Raw genomic sequence first — 17,563 nt, 5'->3', positions numbered from 1 at the left:
CATTTGGGTTAATTACATAAAAACAAGAAACAACATAACAAATTGGAGTTAGTTATGAAGAAGACAGTGGTTGCTGCCCTAGTAAGTATGGCGTTTGGAGCAAATGCTGCAAATATGGATAACCTTCGTATTAGCGGATTTGGTTCTGTAGGTATCGGTAAGTCAGATAACGCAATCGGTTATGCTGGCTACACGGACGAAAAGTTGGATTGGGAGCAAGAAACACTAGCGGGCTTGCAGTTTGATTTTCAAGTTAACGAGCGAGCGAAGTTCGTGACGCAAATTGTTGCAAACAGCCGTTATGACTATGAACCAAAAATCGAAATGGCTTACGCCTCTTATGATTTTGATTCATTTACTGCCCGTGCAGGTAAGCTGCGTCTACCTCTGTTTTTCTACTCTGACTACACTGATCTTGGTTATGCATACCCTATGATCAGACCTTCTCAAGAATTGTATGAAAACATTGTTTTAAAGGGCTATACGGGCGCTGATTTATTGATTCCGATTGAGCTTGAAGATTCAAGCATTCTTCTTCAGCCTGTGGTCGGTATTGGTACTATTGATGAAGACGACTCAATTGTTGGTGAAGTTAAACTGGATAAACTATTCGGTATCAGTGCCAACTGGAACGTTGATGATTTTACTTTCCGTGGTTCGTACTTTGTTGCTGAGTCAAACCCTTCTTGTGATTTCCAAAACTCACAAGACCCGTATTGTCAATTGGGTGCAATGCTAGATAGCCAAGATGGTCAGTTCATCTCCTTGGGTGCTCAATATGACAATGGTGATCTGTTAGTTAATGTTGAAGCTGCGGATGTTCAGTTGGAAGGGCAGTTTTATGACTATCAATCGGTTTCTGGCTTGGTCGGTTACCGAATTAATGAATTTACGCCTTACGTTTCTGTTAGCTGGGTTGAAACAACAGACAACGAAGAACGTGAAAACATGACTACGACGGCAATTAAAGAGTCGATGAATTACGAGCGTCTTTCTTACTCTGTTGGTAGTCGTTGGGATTTCGCTAAGAACATGTCTTTAAAAGCGGATGTGACGTATGTGGATTACCGAGATACTAGTGGTGGGTTCCAAAGCAATGTTGAAACAACAGCAAACCCATATATTGCAACGGGTAACTACCTTGAAGACAGCTCTATTGTCTATTCAGCACGTCTTGATTTCGTATTCTAAGGAGGCAACATGAAAAGTTTACTGGCAGCAATAACCGTAGCGGTTCTTTCATTTAACGCTTCTGCTGGAATGGTAGTGATTGGTAACAATGCTGGCGTTGATTCTCTATCTAAATCTGACGTTAAAAAGTTATTCATGGGTAAGAAAAGCAAGCTATCGAATGGTACCAAAGCACAGATCATCGAGCTGGCCGATGGTTCTGAAGGTCGACTAGCCTTCCATGAGGTGGCGACGGGGCGCAGCGAATCACAACTTCAATCAGCGTGGTCGCGACTTGTATTTACCGGTAAAGCTGAAGCGCCAATCCAGGTTGCAGACTACAACGAAGCAATCACAACGGTTGCTTCAAAAACCAACGCAATTGGTTATGTCGACGAAGCCGCTGTAACAGGTGACGTGAAAGTATTATTTAAATACTAAGCGTTGTTTGCTTACCAACATTAAAAAGCCCAAGGTTATTTGATTACCTTGGGCTTTTATTTAATGGTGTGTCCCGTCCTGAAATGTGTTTACACATTGAGGACGAATTATGACTACTTCAAATAATACCTACGTTAAGCGCACTCAGCGTGATTACACACTAGGCTTTAAATTACAGGTCGTCGCCGCTGTAGAAAGAGGCGATATGACATATAAACAAGCCCAAACCATTTATGGTATCCAAGGCCGTTCAACTGTTTTAACTTGGCTTCGAAAGCACGGTAAGATGAATTGGGCGCAAACTCCAAGGATGAATACCATGCACCAATCAATTAAGCCTAAAGAGTCACCAGCACAGAAAATAAAGCGCCTTGAGAAAGAGCTGGAAGACGAAAAAATAAAGAATCTCTTTTTAAATAGAGTGGTTGATATTCTTGATACTGAACACGGAACTAGCCTCAGAAAAAAGTATCTCGCCAAGGAGCAAGAAGTCTTCAAGAACAGGACGGAATAAGTTTAGTTCGAGTATGTAAGCTATGCGGGATATCGAGACAAAGCGTTTATCAACGAGAAAAGCGAGCTGTTCATCGCCAGTTGGAACTTAAACCCATCAAACAAATGGTGTTAGATATTAGACGTTATATGCCTCGGGTTGGCACTAGAAAACTCTACTTTTTACTTAAGCCAAAGTTGCAAGAACAAGGCATCAAGCTAGGTCGAGATGCTCTTTTCAACTACTTACGTGATGAACGATTATTGGTAAGACCTAAACGTAGTTTTACAAAAACGACAAACAGTAAGCATTGGATGAAAAAACATCCGAACTTATTAAAGAACTACAAACCATGCAATCCAGAGGGTGTGTTAGTAAGTGACATTACCTATATCCAATCAGATGAAGGAGTTCACTATCTCTCATTGGTAACTGATGCGTTTAGTCGGAAAATTATGGGCTACGAGCTAAGCAACGAAATGAAGGCGACGGATGTTGTAAAAGCGCTAGATATGGCTATTAAGGGACGTCAATATCATCGTTCGTGTATCCATCACTCTGATCGTGGTCTCCAGTATTGCTCAGGTGTTTATCAAGATAAGTTGAAAAGTAGCGGCATAAGCCCCTCGATGACAGACGGTTATGACTGCTATCAAAATGCATTAGCAGAGAGAGTAAATGGAATACTGAAACAAGAGTTCTTACTTGATAAGTGTAAAAACCTCGGAGAGCTTAAACAACTAGTAAAAGAGTCTATAAGTACCTATAACAACATGAGGCCGCACCTTAGTCTCAGGATGAAAACTCCAAATGAGGTGCATGAAAAAAGCCAACAGCTGACGCTGTTGACTTAGTAGAAATACTGTCAACGTATTTTAGGACGAGACAGTGATTGTTTAATTCTGGGTTAGAAAACGAAACTCAACATGATGGTGTAAAGGACGGCATCTTTGTCATCAAAACCAGTAAGTGCGTTGAAATCCTCAACAAAGGCACCGTTTGCTTTACGAGCCTCAAAATATTGCACTTCACCATTAATAGACACGTTAGGTAACACATCATAGTCAACGCCAATTAAGTAGCTGTTCCCCTCTAAGTGTTCATTGGAGTCAAATTGTGCGCCATAAACGACGTAAGGCGTGAATGACCCTAAGTGGTAGCCAAGACTTGCGTACATGGATGAAGAGAAGTCGCTAATTTGCCCTTCACTGGCAAGTACAGCTTGACCAAATTCATATTCAGCACCTAACGACCAAAGTTGGATGTGTTGGTTGTCTGCTGTTGGAAGTGAACCGATGTTTTTAATCTTTACGGTTTGGTCAAAATTGGAATCGAGGAATGACAAATTCCAACGATAATCTTCTCCACTCAATTGTAGATTGGCACCAAACATTCGATTTGTTTCAAACTCCAGCTCAGTTGTCGAATTGAAGTCGACCTCATTGTTGTCTTTTATACCGAAGAACGGGGAGAGTAATAGAGTCGCCTCATCACTTACATCGTGAGTCCAACTCACTTTGATACCATTGAAGGCAGTAATACCTAATACGGCGTTATATACCTCTGTTGGGGGTCTCGCCGTCATATAGGCTTGGCCGACATAGTAGTATTCAGAGGCAAGGAACAGTGGCAGCCTTAAGCGTCCAACACTGACATCGAAGTCGTTAAACTCGTAACCGACGTAAGCCCACTCTAATTGAGGGTCACTCCAATCATATTGGGGTGGTTTGACAACTTGCACAGAAGCTTTGAATGAGTTGTAGAAGTAGTCTAACTGAACCCCAAATGTGGTATCACAGTCGTAACAATTTTCATCGGTAAAACCGCGGTTGATGATTAATGGATTATCGTTATCTGAGGTTGCCCAAGAAGTAGAACCGAATCCGCTTAACGAAAAATTATCGGTAAGTTCAATAATCGCAAAAGCCGGAGAGGCAACTGAAGCACACAGTACTGACGTAATTATTCTTTTCATATTATTTCTCCGAACTTATAACGTAGAGAATGTTGGCATTTTGAGGAACCGAAGAGAGTGGGGAGTAACCAATACGGTTTGGTTTGTCATCAAGCCAGTCCACTAAGCTGTCGGTTGACGCCGTTTTGATTTCTCTTGGATAACGCGCTTTTCCTGAAAAAGATAAACCAGCCCAGTGTGCATTCATTTGAGCGGCATTTTTTCCAAGCAAAAGCTGATAAAAGTCCTCTCTTTCGGCACTGTTCTCAGGCCAATCAGACAGTTCAACACGTTTGCCATTGAGGCGTTTAGTTTTCCCTCTATAGAGCTTTCGCGCTTTGTTTATTGATATCTCTTCAAATCCGGAGTCTAAAGAAAATATGGCATAATCTTCAGCGGCGTGAGCAGGGCTGAGAAGAAGCAAGCTTCCTAATAGCCCTACCGCGACTGGCAACATGACTCTGCGGGGAAGTGTTTTTATTGTTCTAATCCAATCCATGGGTATCTCCTAACAAGTCGCACTTTCTATTTGATGGAATAGCTTTTCTTTTCTTACGGGCTTCGCTACATATCCATCCATGCCTGAATCAAAGCACTTTTGAATATCATCGTCGATAACACTGGCGGTTAACGCGATGATAGGAGTTTTGCTTAAGCCTAGGTTTTTCTCATGCTCTCTGATCTCTTTGGTCGCAGTGAAGCCGTCCATAACGGGCATCATGCAATCCATTAAAATAATGTCGAAGCTACTGTCGTTTTGGTACATGTCGACGGCGATTTGCCCGTTGTCGGCGATTTCAAACGCGTAGCCCGCCTTTGTTAACATCACAGAAGCGACTTTTTGGTTAACTCGATTGTCTTCGACGAGCAGTATTCTTTCAGATTTACTCGGAACCGTGTTTTGTACTCTTTCTTCTGGCAATGTTCGCTTAGCCGCAGCATTAAGAATCGGTGTTACGGTCGTGGGTTTTTTCGTAGATTTAGTTTTGTAGGCAGCAGGAAGTGGCATCGCTTCAACGGCGGCAAGTACTTTTTCTTTTAGCATTTCAAATTTGAAAGGCTTTGGTACATAGTCATCCATACCTACGTCGAAACACTTTTGAATATCATCATCAATCACACTGGCGGTTAAGGCGATGATAGGGATACGACGCGTGGCATTGGTCTCTTTTTCAACGCGTCGAATGTTGCTTGTCGCTTCAAAGCCATCCATGATGGGCATCATACAGTCCATCAGTATCACTGCGTAATGAGGATTTGCGGTGAACATGTCCACAGCTTCCTGACCATTATTAGCGAACTCGAATTCAAAACCACTTTTACCGACATGAAGCCCAGCAATTTTTTGGTTGATCTTGTTGTCTTCGACGATGAGTATCTTATGTTGGATCTCTAGAGGTTGTTGGCTTGCCTCTGAAAGCTCAGCTAAACCCTGCGTATCACAGAGCTCAATAGCTTTAATTAAACGTAAGCCGAGTAGGGGTTGTGCGACTTGTGCAGTAACACTGTCGCCAAGATCCGCAGGCTCACTTAAGAAAGAACGTATCAAACAGATAGTGATGCCATTCTGGTGCAGCTTAGCTAAGTTATCTGCGTGGGTATTAGCTAGGAATGCATCATCTTCAGCGAAAACGACAGTAATCGGTTTATTGTGTTTCTGAGTCGCGAGTTGTTCGGTCATCGCGGAAGTGTTATTCATTCGCTGAGTTACCTTTAAGCCATAAAGGTTAAGGTCGCATTCTATTCGTGTAGAAAGCATGCTCTCGTTACCCAGAATATAAATGTCAGCGGTTGCCGTGCTTGGTTTAGGTAGCATGATGTCAACGGGTAATTCTAAGTCGAAGTAGAAACAGCTGCCTTTCCCCTTAACTGAATCGAGCTGAATCTGGCCACCCATCAGTTCGACCAACTGTGTACTGATGGCGAGGCCAAGACCAGTACCGCCAAACTGACGTGTAGTTGAGTCATCTTCTTGAGCAAAGGGCTCGAATATTTGTTTCTGTTGTTGCTTGCCGATACCAATACCTGTGTCGCGAACGGCAAATCGAATGGTGATATTATCGTCAGATTGTTCGAGCGTTTGGATTGATAATGTGACGCCACCTTCTGCCGTGAACTTCACTGCATTCGACATAAAGTTCATTAGGATCTGTCTTAAGCGGTGATCGTCGATCATCACGCGTGCAGGTGTGTCTGGGCTGATATCAACGTTAACCGATATTTTTTGCTCTTTCGCTTTTGGCGCAACAATAGAGGCTATGTCGTATATCGATTCTCTAATCGACGCCGAGTGCGGGCTGATTAACAGCATGCCAGATTCAATCTTCGAGAAGTCTAAGATATCGTTGATCAAGCTCAGTAGCAGTTGGGATGAAGTTTCAATCGTATCCACATAATCACGCTGTGTGGGTGTGAGTGGGGTATCTGCAAGAATCTCGGAAATACCAATAACGCCATTGAGTGGGGTACGAATTTCATGAGACATATTGGCTAAGAAGCTGCTTTTCGCTTTGCTAGCTTGTATTGCATGATCTTTCGCTTCTTCAGCGTCTTCTTTGGCTCGCTCAGCGTCTTCTTTCGCTATCGTAAGCCTGTCTTTTGCAAGTTCTCGCTCGATGGTCAACCGTTCAACTTGCTGAGCAAATAGGCTGAGTTCATCTTTGCCTTGAATCAGCTTATCCAAAGAAGGTCGAGTTTCATCATTTTCGCTTTTCAAGAAAGCTAACACCAAATTCAGGTTGTTGGTGACTTGTCGTGCCAAGCTTAGGGTTAATCCCATTACAATGGTCGCGAGCAAAGCAACGATGGAGATAAACAGTGTTCGTTGGATTTGCGCTTCATAGATGGCTTGCTCAACTTCCTGTTGGAACTCTTGCTTGATAACATTACCGAGGCTTTGCAATAAGCTGAGTCGAGCACTCATAGCCTCTAATCCGACTGAAATCTCTTGTGGCGTTAGTTGGCTGATTGCGTTTAGGTCGAGTAGGGCGCTGCGGATCTCTTGGCTTTGAGCAAATACATCGTTTCTAAACACTTCAACCATCAATGACACTTGATGTTCGTTGGCATTCAATGACACAAAGCGTTCTAGGAACAGTTGTTGTCTTTCACTCAGAGTTTCGATCTGTTCAGCGAGTTCTGGATCGTATTCTTGGCTATTTTGGAATATCTCAATCAATGAGGTACCCAGTTTAAATTCTTCATTTGACCAAAACATCAGCCATTCAAGCTGTTGTAACGCGGTGAGGTGCTGTTGAATTTCACGCTTGGTGTTTTCGAAAGGGACTTTTTCTATCTCAAGGAGCAACTGTTTGTACAAATCACTCTGCCATTCAAGTGCATCCAATTTATCGTAACTATCAGTCGCTTCCATCGTTGATAGAGTCGCTTCGCTGAAGTCTGCAACCAGTTGGTTCATTTCATCAGAGGTGTTTAAAAATATAGCTGGAGAAAGCGTTTTTAGTTCTGCCTTTACTTGGCTGCTTTGTGTCGCGAATTCTTCAGGGCTAGAAGCCAGAGTGCTCCGATATAAGACCGAAATATCTTGAAGATACACAGATAACTGATTGGTTCGTTCAAAATCGGTTAACTGAGTCGTTAAAATATACGCTTGTCTGCCTGCTAGAAAGAGCAGTAGTGAAATGGGAAGTAGAACTAAGCCAAAGAGTTTATGTTTGACTGAAAGGTTATTCCAGACCGTAATCGCCATATAAGGATCCATCCAACTGTTTTTATATCAAAACAGTAGAATAAAAATGATGATATGGAAACTTTGAAACTGTAAATTTAGTGGAAGTGTGGGAGGGGTATAAGTTCTTGTGATTCCAGAGCTTATTTTGAAATGGATTCTGTTTTTAGTGGTTTATAGCGATTGGCAGTCGGTTTATTTTTTTATGCTTATTGATGAGTAACCTAAAAGACGCGCTAATGAGCACGATTTTTGTCTTGAGTTACTTCGAATAGAAGCTGTTCTAACACCGTTTTTGCTGAAGGCTCTAATGTCCAAATTCCTAGCATTCGCTTTAGCGCGGCACAATATGCTCTGTTTTTTAATAAAAAAGCGAGCGTATTTGTATCGTTATTCAAAGCATGTGTTTGTATGACGGACAGCTCGGCTTTGTTTGCGATGTCAATTTTCTTAAGATTGAAAGCGGGTAGGAATGCACACACGTACCAAACTTCAACGATCTCTCTGAGTTCGATTTCTTCTTCGGGTACGTCACAGTCCTGAAGTTGATGACCTTCAGGAATCGCGGATAAGTACGCTACATCAAGCTTGTCTGCAACAAAAGTGTACATTTGCTTCCTTGTTACCAATATTTTGAGACTGAATCATCCCTCTCACTTATGAATTTGTCAATTACATCCATTTATCTAAAGAGTGAATTGTGAATAAGCGTTGAAGTTTTAACTCAAACTGTTTAAGTATTTGTCTGTTAAGCCAAAATATTTCAAATTCCCGTCTGATTCTAAGACTAAACTCATGTTTGATGTGGCGATCAAACCAGGATCATTGGTGGAAAAAATCACCGTTTTATTCAGAAGTTTATCGGTGAACAAACGATTAAAATACTGTGCGTTTTCATTTTCAGAGCCGTTGAAGGGTTCATCAATGATGATCAGAGATTGCTCACAGTTACCTAGGCCAAGCGCTAAGCGCAGTTTTTGCTGAATTCCGTTGGGAAGGCTTTTACATTTATCCACGCTTAATTGTGTTGCTAAGCCTTCTGGTAGCCATTCATCTAACTCGAAGAAGCTCACCATCTCTTGCATCTTATCTGTTGGAATGAGCCCATTGTGTAGAATGAAGTTGGTTTCTAAAGAGCCCTCAAAAATGTGTAGATTAAAAGGGATGTAGTTAATCGATGTACGATATCGATAACTGTTAAATTGCTTAATGTTGTAACCATCGACGGACACTGCGCCTTGATAGCGATCTTCCAACCCTGCAATGATAGAAATTAGCGTTGTTTTTCCGCAACCTGTCGGGCCACAGATGACCACTTTTGCACTGGGTGGGATTTTGAAACCAAGGTTGGTTAAGCCTGTTGCAGCCCCGGTGTAACGGTGGCTTACACCACTGCCCACAATACTGCCTTGGAACAGGCGAATAGGCGGGCTTTTCTCTAGCGTTAGCTTATCGTCATTCATCGACATCAAATTGTTTATTTGTGCGGATGAAGCCTTGATGGACTGGAATTTAGAAATTGAGTTATAGATGCCCATGATTGGCCCTAATGCTTTCCAAACCAGAATAACAGTCGCGAGCATGGCACCAGCATCTGAAGTGCCTTCCATTACTCCAATTACTGCAGTCACGATACTGGCAGTACCAATCACCTGAATCAAACTACCACCCGCAGCCTGGATTTTACTGTTGGTTACAGCAACGTTCTCGGCATCACTGGTGCTTTGCATATGGGAGGCACTAAAACGAGATTGAACTACGCGCAGTAAAGGCAAACCCTGAATGGTCTTGATACCACGAAGAATTTCATTCCATTGGTAAGACACCATCGCGTTAGCACGAGAGCTTTTGGATGTGGCTTGTGAGTAGATATAGCGTGAGTAAATACAGAATACTAACATCAAGATTAAGCCGCCCATCACCACAAGGGCTGCTGTGCCAGACATCAGAGCAATCGCAATGATGAATACAATCACAAATGGCATATCAAAATAGCTTAGGGTGGATTCTGCAGTCACTAATCGACGGAAGGTGTCGATATCTTTCAAACGAGCTAACTGGGATGAAACGCCAGCGGTTGATGTCATCGCGTAGGGCAGCCAAAGAAGCTTCGATATTACGGCTTGGGATATGTGTACCGCGAGATCTTTACCGGAGGTCGCAATGATGTTGACCCGCATCTTTTTAAAGAAGTATTCCGAGAAACCAACAATGACGGCAAACAAGGTCAACCAATAGAGCGTTGCTTGAGAACTCGAGGTGAGTGCGAAGTTATACACGCTCATAATGAAGAAAGGCTGCAATGCTCCTAAGATACTGATCACAAAGCTCAGGATGATTAGGCTTTTGAGTTCATTGTTGTAGCGGTAAAAAGCGTATTTTATCCAATTACTTCTATCTTGGGATTCGGGTGGGGGTTCGCGAAACAGACGAGAATATTCACTAATTGCAATCAATAAGCAGGGCTTCTTACACATTGGATGTTCAATGGTGTTGTTGTTCGTGTAATCGAACAAAAGCAACTTGCCATCCTTGGTCCCCAAAAAGATGGCATTAAGGTTTTCTATCTCAATAAAGCATGGGTGAGGGTGCTTATCGATATTCTCGAGTGTTTTAAGTTTAGTGACATCACAACGATACCCTAGGCGTTCTATGGTTGCGGTAAAGCTATCGCTGTCATTCGGTTTTGGAATAAAGGCGTCACTGAGGATAGAAGGAGTCCCTTCCCATTCAAGTGCTATTAAGGTGTAGGCCAACCCTCGAATCAGAGGTGATTGGCTGTAGCGCTCGTCATACCCGCTTGATTCAAAATCTGCTACGCGCTGTGGAACATTGTTGAAGTCTACTAGGATACTCATTATTCACCTCCCGTAAGTTTGACACGTTTGAGGCGATGGTTAAGTTTGTCCATTTTATTACTGGCGATAATCAGGATCTTGTCATTGGCACGATAAGCGGTACTGGTTAACACCACGCGCGCAAATTCATCATCAAAGACACAATCGATGTCGTCGAATATTAAGACGCGTTTACTGGCGAGCAGAGCGCGGACTAACAACAAAGCGTAACCGACTTGGCGCGAGAATGGATTGCGCATATGGCCTTTGATTTCAGTGTAAAAGCCGGCCGGCAGCGCATCTATTTGTGCTTTGATGTTCATGGTTTCACATAACGCAAACGCAGTGTTATTCAAACTCGGTCGAAAGCAGGTCAGATTATCAATAATGGATCCTTCTACGAACGAACTGGTTTTATCTACCATTAGCACGCTGTTGCGCCACACGTTGTAGTTAACATCATCTAGACGCGTTTCGTTAATCATTATTTCTAGTTTGCTATCATTGTTTTGTCGCGTAATACAGTTGGCTAAGTGTGTCTTGCCTGCACCACTCTTACCTGTGAGCAGGTAGGCTTGTCCTAGTTCAAACTCGATACGTTGTTTGTCAGAGTACTTGATTGAAATACGTTCAACTTCTGTTGTTTCATGTTGATGCTCAACAGAGGCTGCCAGTTCAAGCAGTTCCGCGATACGTTGTATATGGAGTTTGTTTAATTCCCAGCGGCTCGCAGTACGCATTACTTGTTGGTAAGGCGCGAAGTAACGGTTGGTCAGCATAATGATTGCCGCCATGATGCCTTGGCTTGATTCCATGTTGATAACCGCGGTTGCTAAAACCACAACCACACAAGCAATCGAGAGTTGTTGTATCAGCGCCAAGATCAAACCAAAATTCGATTCAATTTGTTCATATTTGATGTTCTCAACTTCACGCTCTTCGACCATCTGTGTCATCAAACTTTCAACTCGGTATTCCATGTTTCGCGCTTTAATATCAAGTGGACTAGAGATGATTTCAATGATTTTGGACGTCGTTAAACCTTCAATATCAGACTTGTTTTGTAGGCTGCCAATCTTTTGTTTAGACAGGCTCCAAGCGAAAATAGCTAAGATAACCGAGGCAATCAGAAGTGTAACGCCTGCCCATATGTTAATTAGGCCGATGATGAGGATGGTAATTACGCTGACGGCAAGGTTTATCAGGGCTCGAACCGACTCTCCACCAAAGAAGGTTTTCAGCTCAGGAATGGTTGAGATCCGTTCTAGGTATTCACCAGGTTCTAAGCGGCGAAATTTGGAGATTTCAGCCAAACAAATGGATTGGAATACCTTGTTGGTTAAATTGGTCTCAAACTGTCTCATGATTACGGAAGAAATCTTCTCTTCCTGACTTTTCAGATGGTAGTCGAGGAAGATGGAAATCAAGATAATCGCGAACAACAAGAACAACGTGTCTTGTGCTTGGTTGGGCAAGACTCGGTCGAAAATGATCAGAATCGAGAAGGGCAGCACCAAACCAAATAGCGTTGAAATGATTGTCGAGAAAGTCAGATAGCATTTATCTGCCATGTTGATTTTTTGAGAAAATTGCTCAGTTTGCATTGCTAACTCCTTTTCTCAAAGACGACGTTGAGAGCAGGTGTTTAGGCACTAATTCTTGCTTGTTTCGACCTTCGATGTCACTCATTAGCTGCATAACACTCTCTATAGACTGCACGGAAAGCACGCCTTTAACCTGCTCAAGCTTGATGGTTTCGATGATGTAGTCGTAACGTGCGCTTTCATAGTCTCTTAACGCGCTGAACAATTTACTTTCTGCGGCAAGCAAATCGGTGATAGTACGCGTGCCTAACTGGTACGCCCTTTGGATACCTTTGTAAGAGGCATAATTAGCGCGAATGATGTTTTCGTAACTGCTTATAGACTGTGAGAAATCGTTAATGTTGAGAACTGAGGTGTTAACGCTGTTGCGTGTGGTGTATAGCGAGTCTTGGTAAAGCAATTCAGTTCTTTCAATGGCAGTTGAAGATTTTTGATATCCATAATAGTCAGAACCACCTGACAAGATAGGTACAGCGAGATTCAGCCCTACGCTTGTTGAGTTGCTTTCGCCGGTCGCTGTTATGTCGGTTTTGTCGTAGTTATTGGCATCATCGTGACGATAGCTGGCTGAAAGCGAAACGGTAGGTAAGAAGTTCGAACCGCTTTCTTTTAAGCTTCTTCGGCTTCTTTCGACGTTTTTCTTTGCTACTAACAAGTCGTTATTGAGCTTTAAGGCTTGATCCATGATCGTGCGCTGTTCGGTTTCATTTATTTCCTTTAACGGGACACTTTCATATATATCTTGTGATGGCGTAATAGGGTACTGAATTTGAATAGACAGCCCGTTAAGAATGACACGACGATCTTTCTGCAAGGTTCTTAATCGATTCGACACACCTTCTTTTTGAGCAATAACTTCGTACAGTTCACTGGCCGCTGTATTTCCTAGCTCTACGTTACGTCGCATCTGATGTTCACGAGTCTCAGACGATTTAAGCTCAACCTTAGTCGCTTTGATTTGAGCGTTGTTTTTCAGGTATTCAAAATACTGTGAACCGATTTCCGAAATAGTGCTTTGAATTTTGTTCTCATGTTTAATCTCTTCAATATTGAAGTCGAGCTTTGCTGTTCCGTATTTGAAAATATCGCCAAGGTTGAATACTGATTGGGAAAGGGAAAGACTGTAGCTGTTTGAGTTATAGCTTGAGGTCTCATCAGGCACACTTGATAACAAGGTTTCATTTTCGTTCCAGGTGGTATCGGCTGCACCATTAAGCGAAGGGAGAAACTTAGATCGGCTGACGCCAATGTTGTACTCGTTTTCTTCAACCCCTTTGTTGCTCGCACGAAGAGAAAGACTGTTTTGTAGGCCGAGCTCTACCGCCTCAAGCAGGGTCGTCGCCGATGCTGAAAGTGTTGTGCTGAGTGCAAGCGCAGCCATGATGCTGCTAGTTAAGTTTCTGTACCGCAACATACTTGTTGATCACCTTGATGATTTGGTCGCTTTTGTAAGGTTTGCTGATCACGTAATCCATTCCGGCTTCAATACAAGCCTGGTGTTCGTTACTGCTGGTCAATGCGGTTGCACCTATGATGGTACAAGGGTTTTTCTCGTTCTCTTGTTCAAACTGTCGAATCCGCTTTGTCGCTTCAATACCGCCCATGCCTGGCATGATGCAATCCATAAAAATGATGTCAGACCGTTGATTCATGAAGTGTTTCACAGCGTCGGCACCATCACCCACAGTGTCTGGTTCATACTCTTGTTTGGTCAGGATTCGTTTAAGTAAGATCTGCTGAACTCGGTCGTCCTCTACGATAAGGAATGAGCTGTTCTCCATTTGTTCTTCTGATGCTTCCGCTTCCATAATGGTCAACAAGTTAGGGATGAACTCATAAGGAATCGCAGGGGAGTTGATGATTTTATCGACGAAGCTGTGACACTCTTGAGCGTGTTGGGTGCTGGTTACTGATAGCAATAGCTTGGTATGTGGGTGATTTTTAAGTTGGGATTTCACCGTTTTACAAAGCGATGGCAACTTGTTTGCCTCAAATGTATCAGTCAGCATGATCGCATCGTATTCACCGAAGGTTTTCGCTGCTGAAAATAGCTCATTTGCGGTGCGAACCTCGGTGATATCAAGCCCTAAGTTCGAGAGCATTTTCTTCATCACATCAATGCGAACTTGAGTGTTGGCGCAGAGTAATAAACGCTTGCCGTCGAAGCGAGTTTTCTCTGTGTGGAAATTCTTAGCTTTTAGGTCAAGCTCAATCTGGAAACGTTCCTGAGTGCCCGATTGGAACCAATGGCTTTCGTAATACCCGTAATCTTTCAATACGCTTTTCGCCAAGTCATCTGTATTGGCGGTATGGTCTTTGTGAGCACTCCAATGCAGCTTGTTCAATTTGGCAACCGAGACATCAAGTGTTGATAGGAAGTTGAGATTAATGGTGACACGCGTATTTTCCATATCAGAAGCGGCGCCGGACTCTATCGTCACAAATAACTTCTTATTCGACTTGAGTTGAATGGCATTGGAAAGTTGTAAGAACAGTATCCAAAACAAGCTGGTGGATTGGCCTTCAACACGGTTCGGTAAATTGTCAGAAATAAAGCAGTCGAGCTGACCTTCATTACGTTGCACTTTTGCGCTGATATGAATCATCAACTCAGACAACACGCTCAGAAGCGAAAACTCTTTCGATTTACTTTCTGTCCCTTGTGAAATCAATCGGTTATAGTTTTCAGCGAGCTCAGATAAGGTGTTACACGCAGAGGTAATATCTTTCGCCATCAATACACCATTTTCATCGGTTTCTTGAACGAGATATTGCACACCACCATTAATGGTGTTGGTGATTCCACGAATCTCATATCCGATTAGCGCATACAGCTGTTTATAGAGGTCGTTGTTGCGCTTCTGGTCTTCTAATTTACTGAAGATCAATTTGAGGTGAGAGTAAATCTGGCGTTGTTTAGGATTGATGCTTACTTCGTTAAGAAGTTCTTCTAGTCTTTGTAAATCTAAGTGTTTGAGCTCTTGGTACAGAGCATCGAATTCATAGTCGATTTCTCGTTCATTCGAACTGGATTTCTTCAGTTTCAACATCGCGACTGAGTTAGATAAAACCGTAATCACAGTTAATATCAGAACCACCATAAACAACCAGATAAAGAACTCGTTTTTCTCAGACATCAAGTCGCTCGCATGGTTGTTAAACATGGTGCGATAGTTATCATCCATTTGTAGGTAGTTGTTAGTCAGTGATAAATACAAGTCCAAAACATCGTTACGGGCTTTCACGCTGTCAGAAAATCGGTTAATCGCCAATTCAAGTTGCGTATATTCGGTCGCACCAACCAAACTGAATTCGGTTTTGTTCAATGAAGCCAAAGACCGAAATTCATCAATTTCACCTTTCAAAATAGAAAGGTTCAATTCACGGGTACTGCAGTTATTAGCTTTTAGGCATTGCTGTAAGGTTTGAATATCGAGCTCTATGGTTTGATTTAACTGTTGGGCTTGTATCAGCAGCGGGGCGTTTTGCACTTGCGCGACGGAATCTACTTTTGACCAAGAAAAGTACAAATAGAAAGCGAGCGCCGCCAGTACGACGCTAAACCCTATGCTAAGACGTAGCGCTGGAACTGAAATGTTGTATGAAGGTTTTCCGCTCATTGACTACCTCTCATCGAATGCATCTTCAATGGCAGACATCACAGGTTTCGCTGCGTATTCGATTACGCGACGCGAGCCTGTTTTTACATCGGCGGTAAATTCCATGTAAGGCGATAGTTTGTATTGTGTGCCTCCTCGCTCAAGAAAGTTTCGGTCAATTTCGATCTCTGCTAAATAGAATTCGGCATCTTCCTCTTCATATGATGAACGGCTGATTGAGGCGATCGTTCCCTCAACAAATCCGTATTTTGCAAAGTTATAAGTGTCCATTTTTACTTTCACAGCCTGACCAATTTCAACAAACCCCATGTCTTTACGAGGGATCTTTGCTTCTCCGTGTAGGGAGTTATTAATCGGTGCAATATCAGCGATACTCTCACCTGGTGGAATTACTGCCGAGCGGAAGTTGAAGTGCAATTTATCGACCACACCATCAACCGGAGAGTAGACGACTAATCGATCAACCTTGTCGGAATGTTGTGGTTGTAAGATTCGTTTAAGCTTGAGGTCTTTATTCGCCTGAATGATTTGTGCTTGGTACTCTGAGTTTCGATTCTCAACCAAGTCTCGGTGCTGCTTTTCAAGTTTGTCGAGCTGAAAACGTTCATTCATGACCGACTCATCGAGGTTTTCAATCTCACGTACCATATTGGATTCTTGTACTTTCATGTTGAGAACGTCGACATACGACGCCATCTCTTCTTTATAAAGCGTGTTTTTGATGTTGAGTTGTTTGCGAATGAGCGATAGTTGGTTCTCTGAACTTTTACGACGCTTAAGCATCGATTTAATCAGAGAACTCTTGTGTTTAATATCGTGTGTAATGAGCTCTTCGTTAGAGCGGTTTTTAGAGAACTCTTGCTGCCACGTATTCATGTTTACCTGTACTTGTTCCGGAAACCTTTCGATGTAAGAAGCGAAGTTTGGTTCGATCATGTCACGCAAGCTTTCATAACGAATTTTGTCTAGCTCTAGCTGAGTGATTTCGGTATTCACGGTATCAAGTTGTGTGTTGCGATCTAGTGAGCGTATTCGTGCGATTGGTTGTCCTTCATAAACAACTTCTCCTTTTCGGACTAACATCTCTTCCAATATGCCGCCTTCTAAGTGTTGAACTTTCTCGACGTCGGATTCCAGTAGCAATTCACCGCGCACAGAAACGACAATATCGATACGCGCCTGTGACGCCACGGCGATAGCGACCAAAGCGAGTAGGAATATGATGAGCAAGGTTTTATGAACGCTGGTCATGGCACTCGCAAGTACGATGGTGTCATCCGCTGTTACCTTAGACGCTTCGTTATTAGAAACGAGCGCTTTTCTAAGATGATGCTCTATTTGGTTATTGCTCATGGCCTACCTCGATGACTTGCCATCTATTACTTCCTTAATATCCAACAAGTGATTGATCTGTCGATTGACGTTTTGTAGCTCAGTTTTTACATCCTCTAAAAGCGCTTCAGGCGCAGGGAAGTGGTGTTTACTCAAATGTTCCAATTTGGCCATCTTGGGTGGTAGGTCTTGGTCGCAGAGCAAAGTTAAGATGCTTTTCAGTTTTTTTGAGTAACTGCTGAGTTCATCAAAACGCTGCATGTCATGGAGAGTATCTATGTTTATATCTGCGTCTGAAAAATCTTGATAAAAGTCGCCTAACAGCAATTGCAGCCCTTTGTGGTTGTTGCCGATTGAACGCAACAAATTCGTCATGTCTATCATCATTCCACTGCCTTAATTGCTTTAATGACAATAACTAAGG

Annotated in this window: 13 protein-coding genes; 3 read left to right on the top strand and 10 right to left on the bottom strand. The window is 42.7% G+C overall.

Annotated elements, in window-relative coordinates:
* Window positions 1-54: 54 nt before the first annotated feature.
* The 3 genes from AC3CIA_RS23450 to AC3CIA_RS23440 all read left to right on the top strand — a co-directional run bounded on the left by AC3CIA_RS23450 (window position 55) and on the right by AC3CIA_RS23440 (window position 2,958).
* On the top strand, window positions 55-1,191 hold the full coding sequence (locus tag AC3CIA_RS23450; protein WP_146453763.1) for a porin family protein: 1,137 nt from the start codon (window positions 55-57) through the stop codon (window positions 1,189-1,191).
* 9 nt (window positions 1,192-1,200) lie between these two features.
* Window positions 1,201-1,611 (top strand): type 2 periplasmic-binding domain-containing protein, encoded by a 411-nt coding sequence (locus AC3CIA_RS23445; RefSeq protein WP_017081159.1) that lies wholly within the window; start codon window positions 1,201-1,203, stop codon window positions 1,609-1,611.
* Window positions 1,612-1,720: 109 nt separating this feature from the next.
* Window positions 1,721-2,958, top strand: a protein-coding gene (locus AC3CIA_RS23440; protein ID WP_145572392.1) for an IS3 family transposase whose coding sequence is annotated in 2 segments (ribosomal slippage) — window positions 1,721-2,087 and window positions 2,087-2,958 — 1,239 coding nt in all. Because the reading frame shifts where the segments join, the coding sequence is not laid out codon by codon here.
* Window positions 2,959-3,011: 53 nt separating this feature from the next.
* On the opposite strand, the gene AC3CIA_RS23435 is transcribed toward AC3CIA_RS23440, so the two are convergent.
* From AC3CIA_RS23435 to AC3CIA_RS23390, 10 genes are all read right to left on the bottom strand, one after another.
* Window positions 3,012-4,079, bottom strand: a complete 1,068-nt coding sequence (locus AC3CIA_RS23435; protein ID WP_146453759.1) for a porin family protein — start codon at window positions 4,077-4,079, stop codon at window positions 3,012-3,014.
* A gap of 1 nt (window position 4,080) precedes the next feature.
* Window positions 4,081-4,557, bottom strand: a complete 477-nt coding sequence (locus AC3CIA_RS23430) for a hypothetical protein (RefSeq protein ID WP_017080103.1) — start codon at window positions 4,555-4,557, stop codon at window positions 4,081-4,083.
* 9 nt (window positions 4,558-4,566) lie between these two features.
* Window positions 4,567-7,767 (bottom strand): response regulator, encoded by a 3,201-nt coding sequence (locus AC3CIA_RS23425; RefSeq protein WP_171307859.1) that lies wholly within the window; start codon window positions 7,765-7,767, stop codon window positions 4,567-4,569.
* A gap of 215 nt (window positions 7,768-7,982) precedes the next feature.
* Entirely contained in the window at window positions 7,983-8,357 is a 375-nt protein-coding gene (locus AC3CIA_RS23420) for a hypothetical protein (RefSeq protein ID WP_171307858.1), read from the bottom strand.
* 108 nt (window positions 8,358-8,465) lie between these two features.
* Window positions 8,466-10,604 (bottom strand): ATP-binding cassette domain-containing protein, encoded by a 2,139-nt coding sequence (locus AC3CIA_RS23415; protein ID WP_488519185.1) that lies wholly within the window; start codon window positions 10,602-10,604, stop codon window positions 8,466-8,468.
* Complete coding sequence (locus AC3CIA_RS23410) at window positions 10,604-12,187, bottom strand: ABC transporter transmembrane domain-containing protein (RefSeq protein WP_474356529.1); 1,584 nt, start codon at window positions 12,185-12,187, stop codon at window positions 10,604-10,606. Before AC3CIA_RS23410 ends, AC3CIA_RS23415 begins: the two co-directional genes overlap by 1 nt.
* Window positions 12,177-13,601 carry a TolC family protein gene (locus tag AC3CIA_RS23405; protein ID WP_488519184.1) on the bottom strand — a complete coding sequence of 475 codons (1,425 nt, stop codon included), beginning with the start codon at window positions 13,599-13,601 and terminating at the stop codon, window positions 12,177-12,179. The genes AC3CIA_RS23410 and AC3CIA_RS23405 overlap by 11 nt, the downstream gene beginning before the upstream one ends.
* Window positions 13,576-15,807, bottom strand: coding sequence for an ATP-binding response regulator (locus AC3CIA_RS23400; RefSeq protein ID WP_135456906.1), 2,232 nt, complete (start codon window positions 15,805-15,807; stop codon window positions 13,576-13,578). The genes AC3CIA_RS23405 and AC3CIA_RS23400 overlap by 26 nt, the downstream gene beginning before the upstream one ends.
* A 3-nt stretch (window positions 15,808-15,810) precedes the next feature.
* A complete protein-coding gene (locus tag AC3CIA_RS23395; protein ID WP_135456908.1) occupies window positions 15,811-17,160 on the bottom strand; it encodes an HlyD family type I secretion periplasmic adaptor subunit in 1,350 nt (449 codons plus the stop codon).
* A gap of 3 nt (window positions 17,161-17,163) precedes the next feature.
* Complete coding sequence (locus AC3CIA_RS23390; protein WP_237298078.1) at window positions 17,164-17,526, bottom strand: hypothetical protein; 363 nt, start codon at window positions 17,524-17,526, stop codon at window positions 17,164-17,166.
* Window positions 17,527-17,563: the final 37 nt, after the last annotated feature.

The sequence above is a fragment of the Vibrio sp. QJM3NY_27 genome (assembly GCF_057785955.1).
The sequence above is the reverse complement of the archived record's forward strand: the minus strand, read 5'-3'. Positions and strand labels throughout refer to the sequence as shown.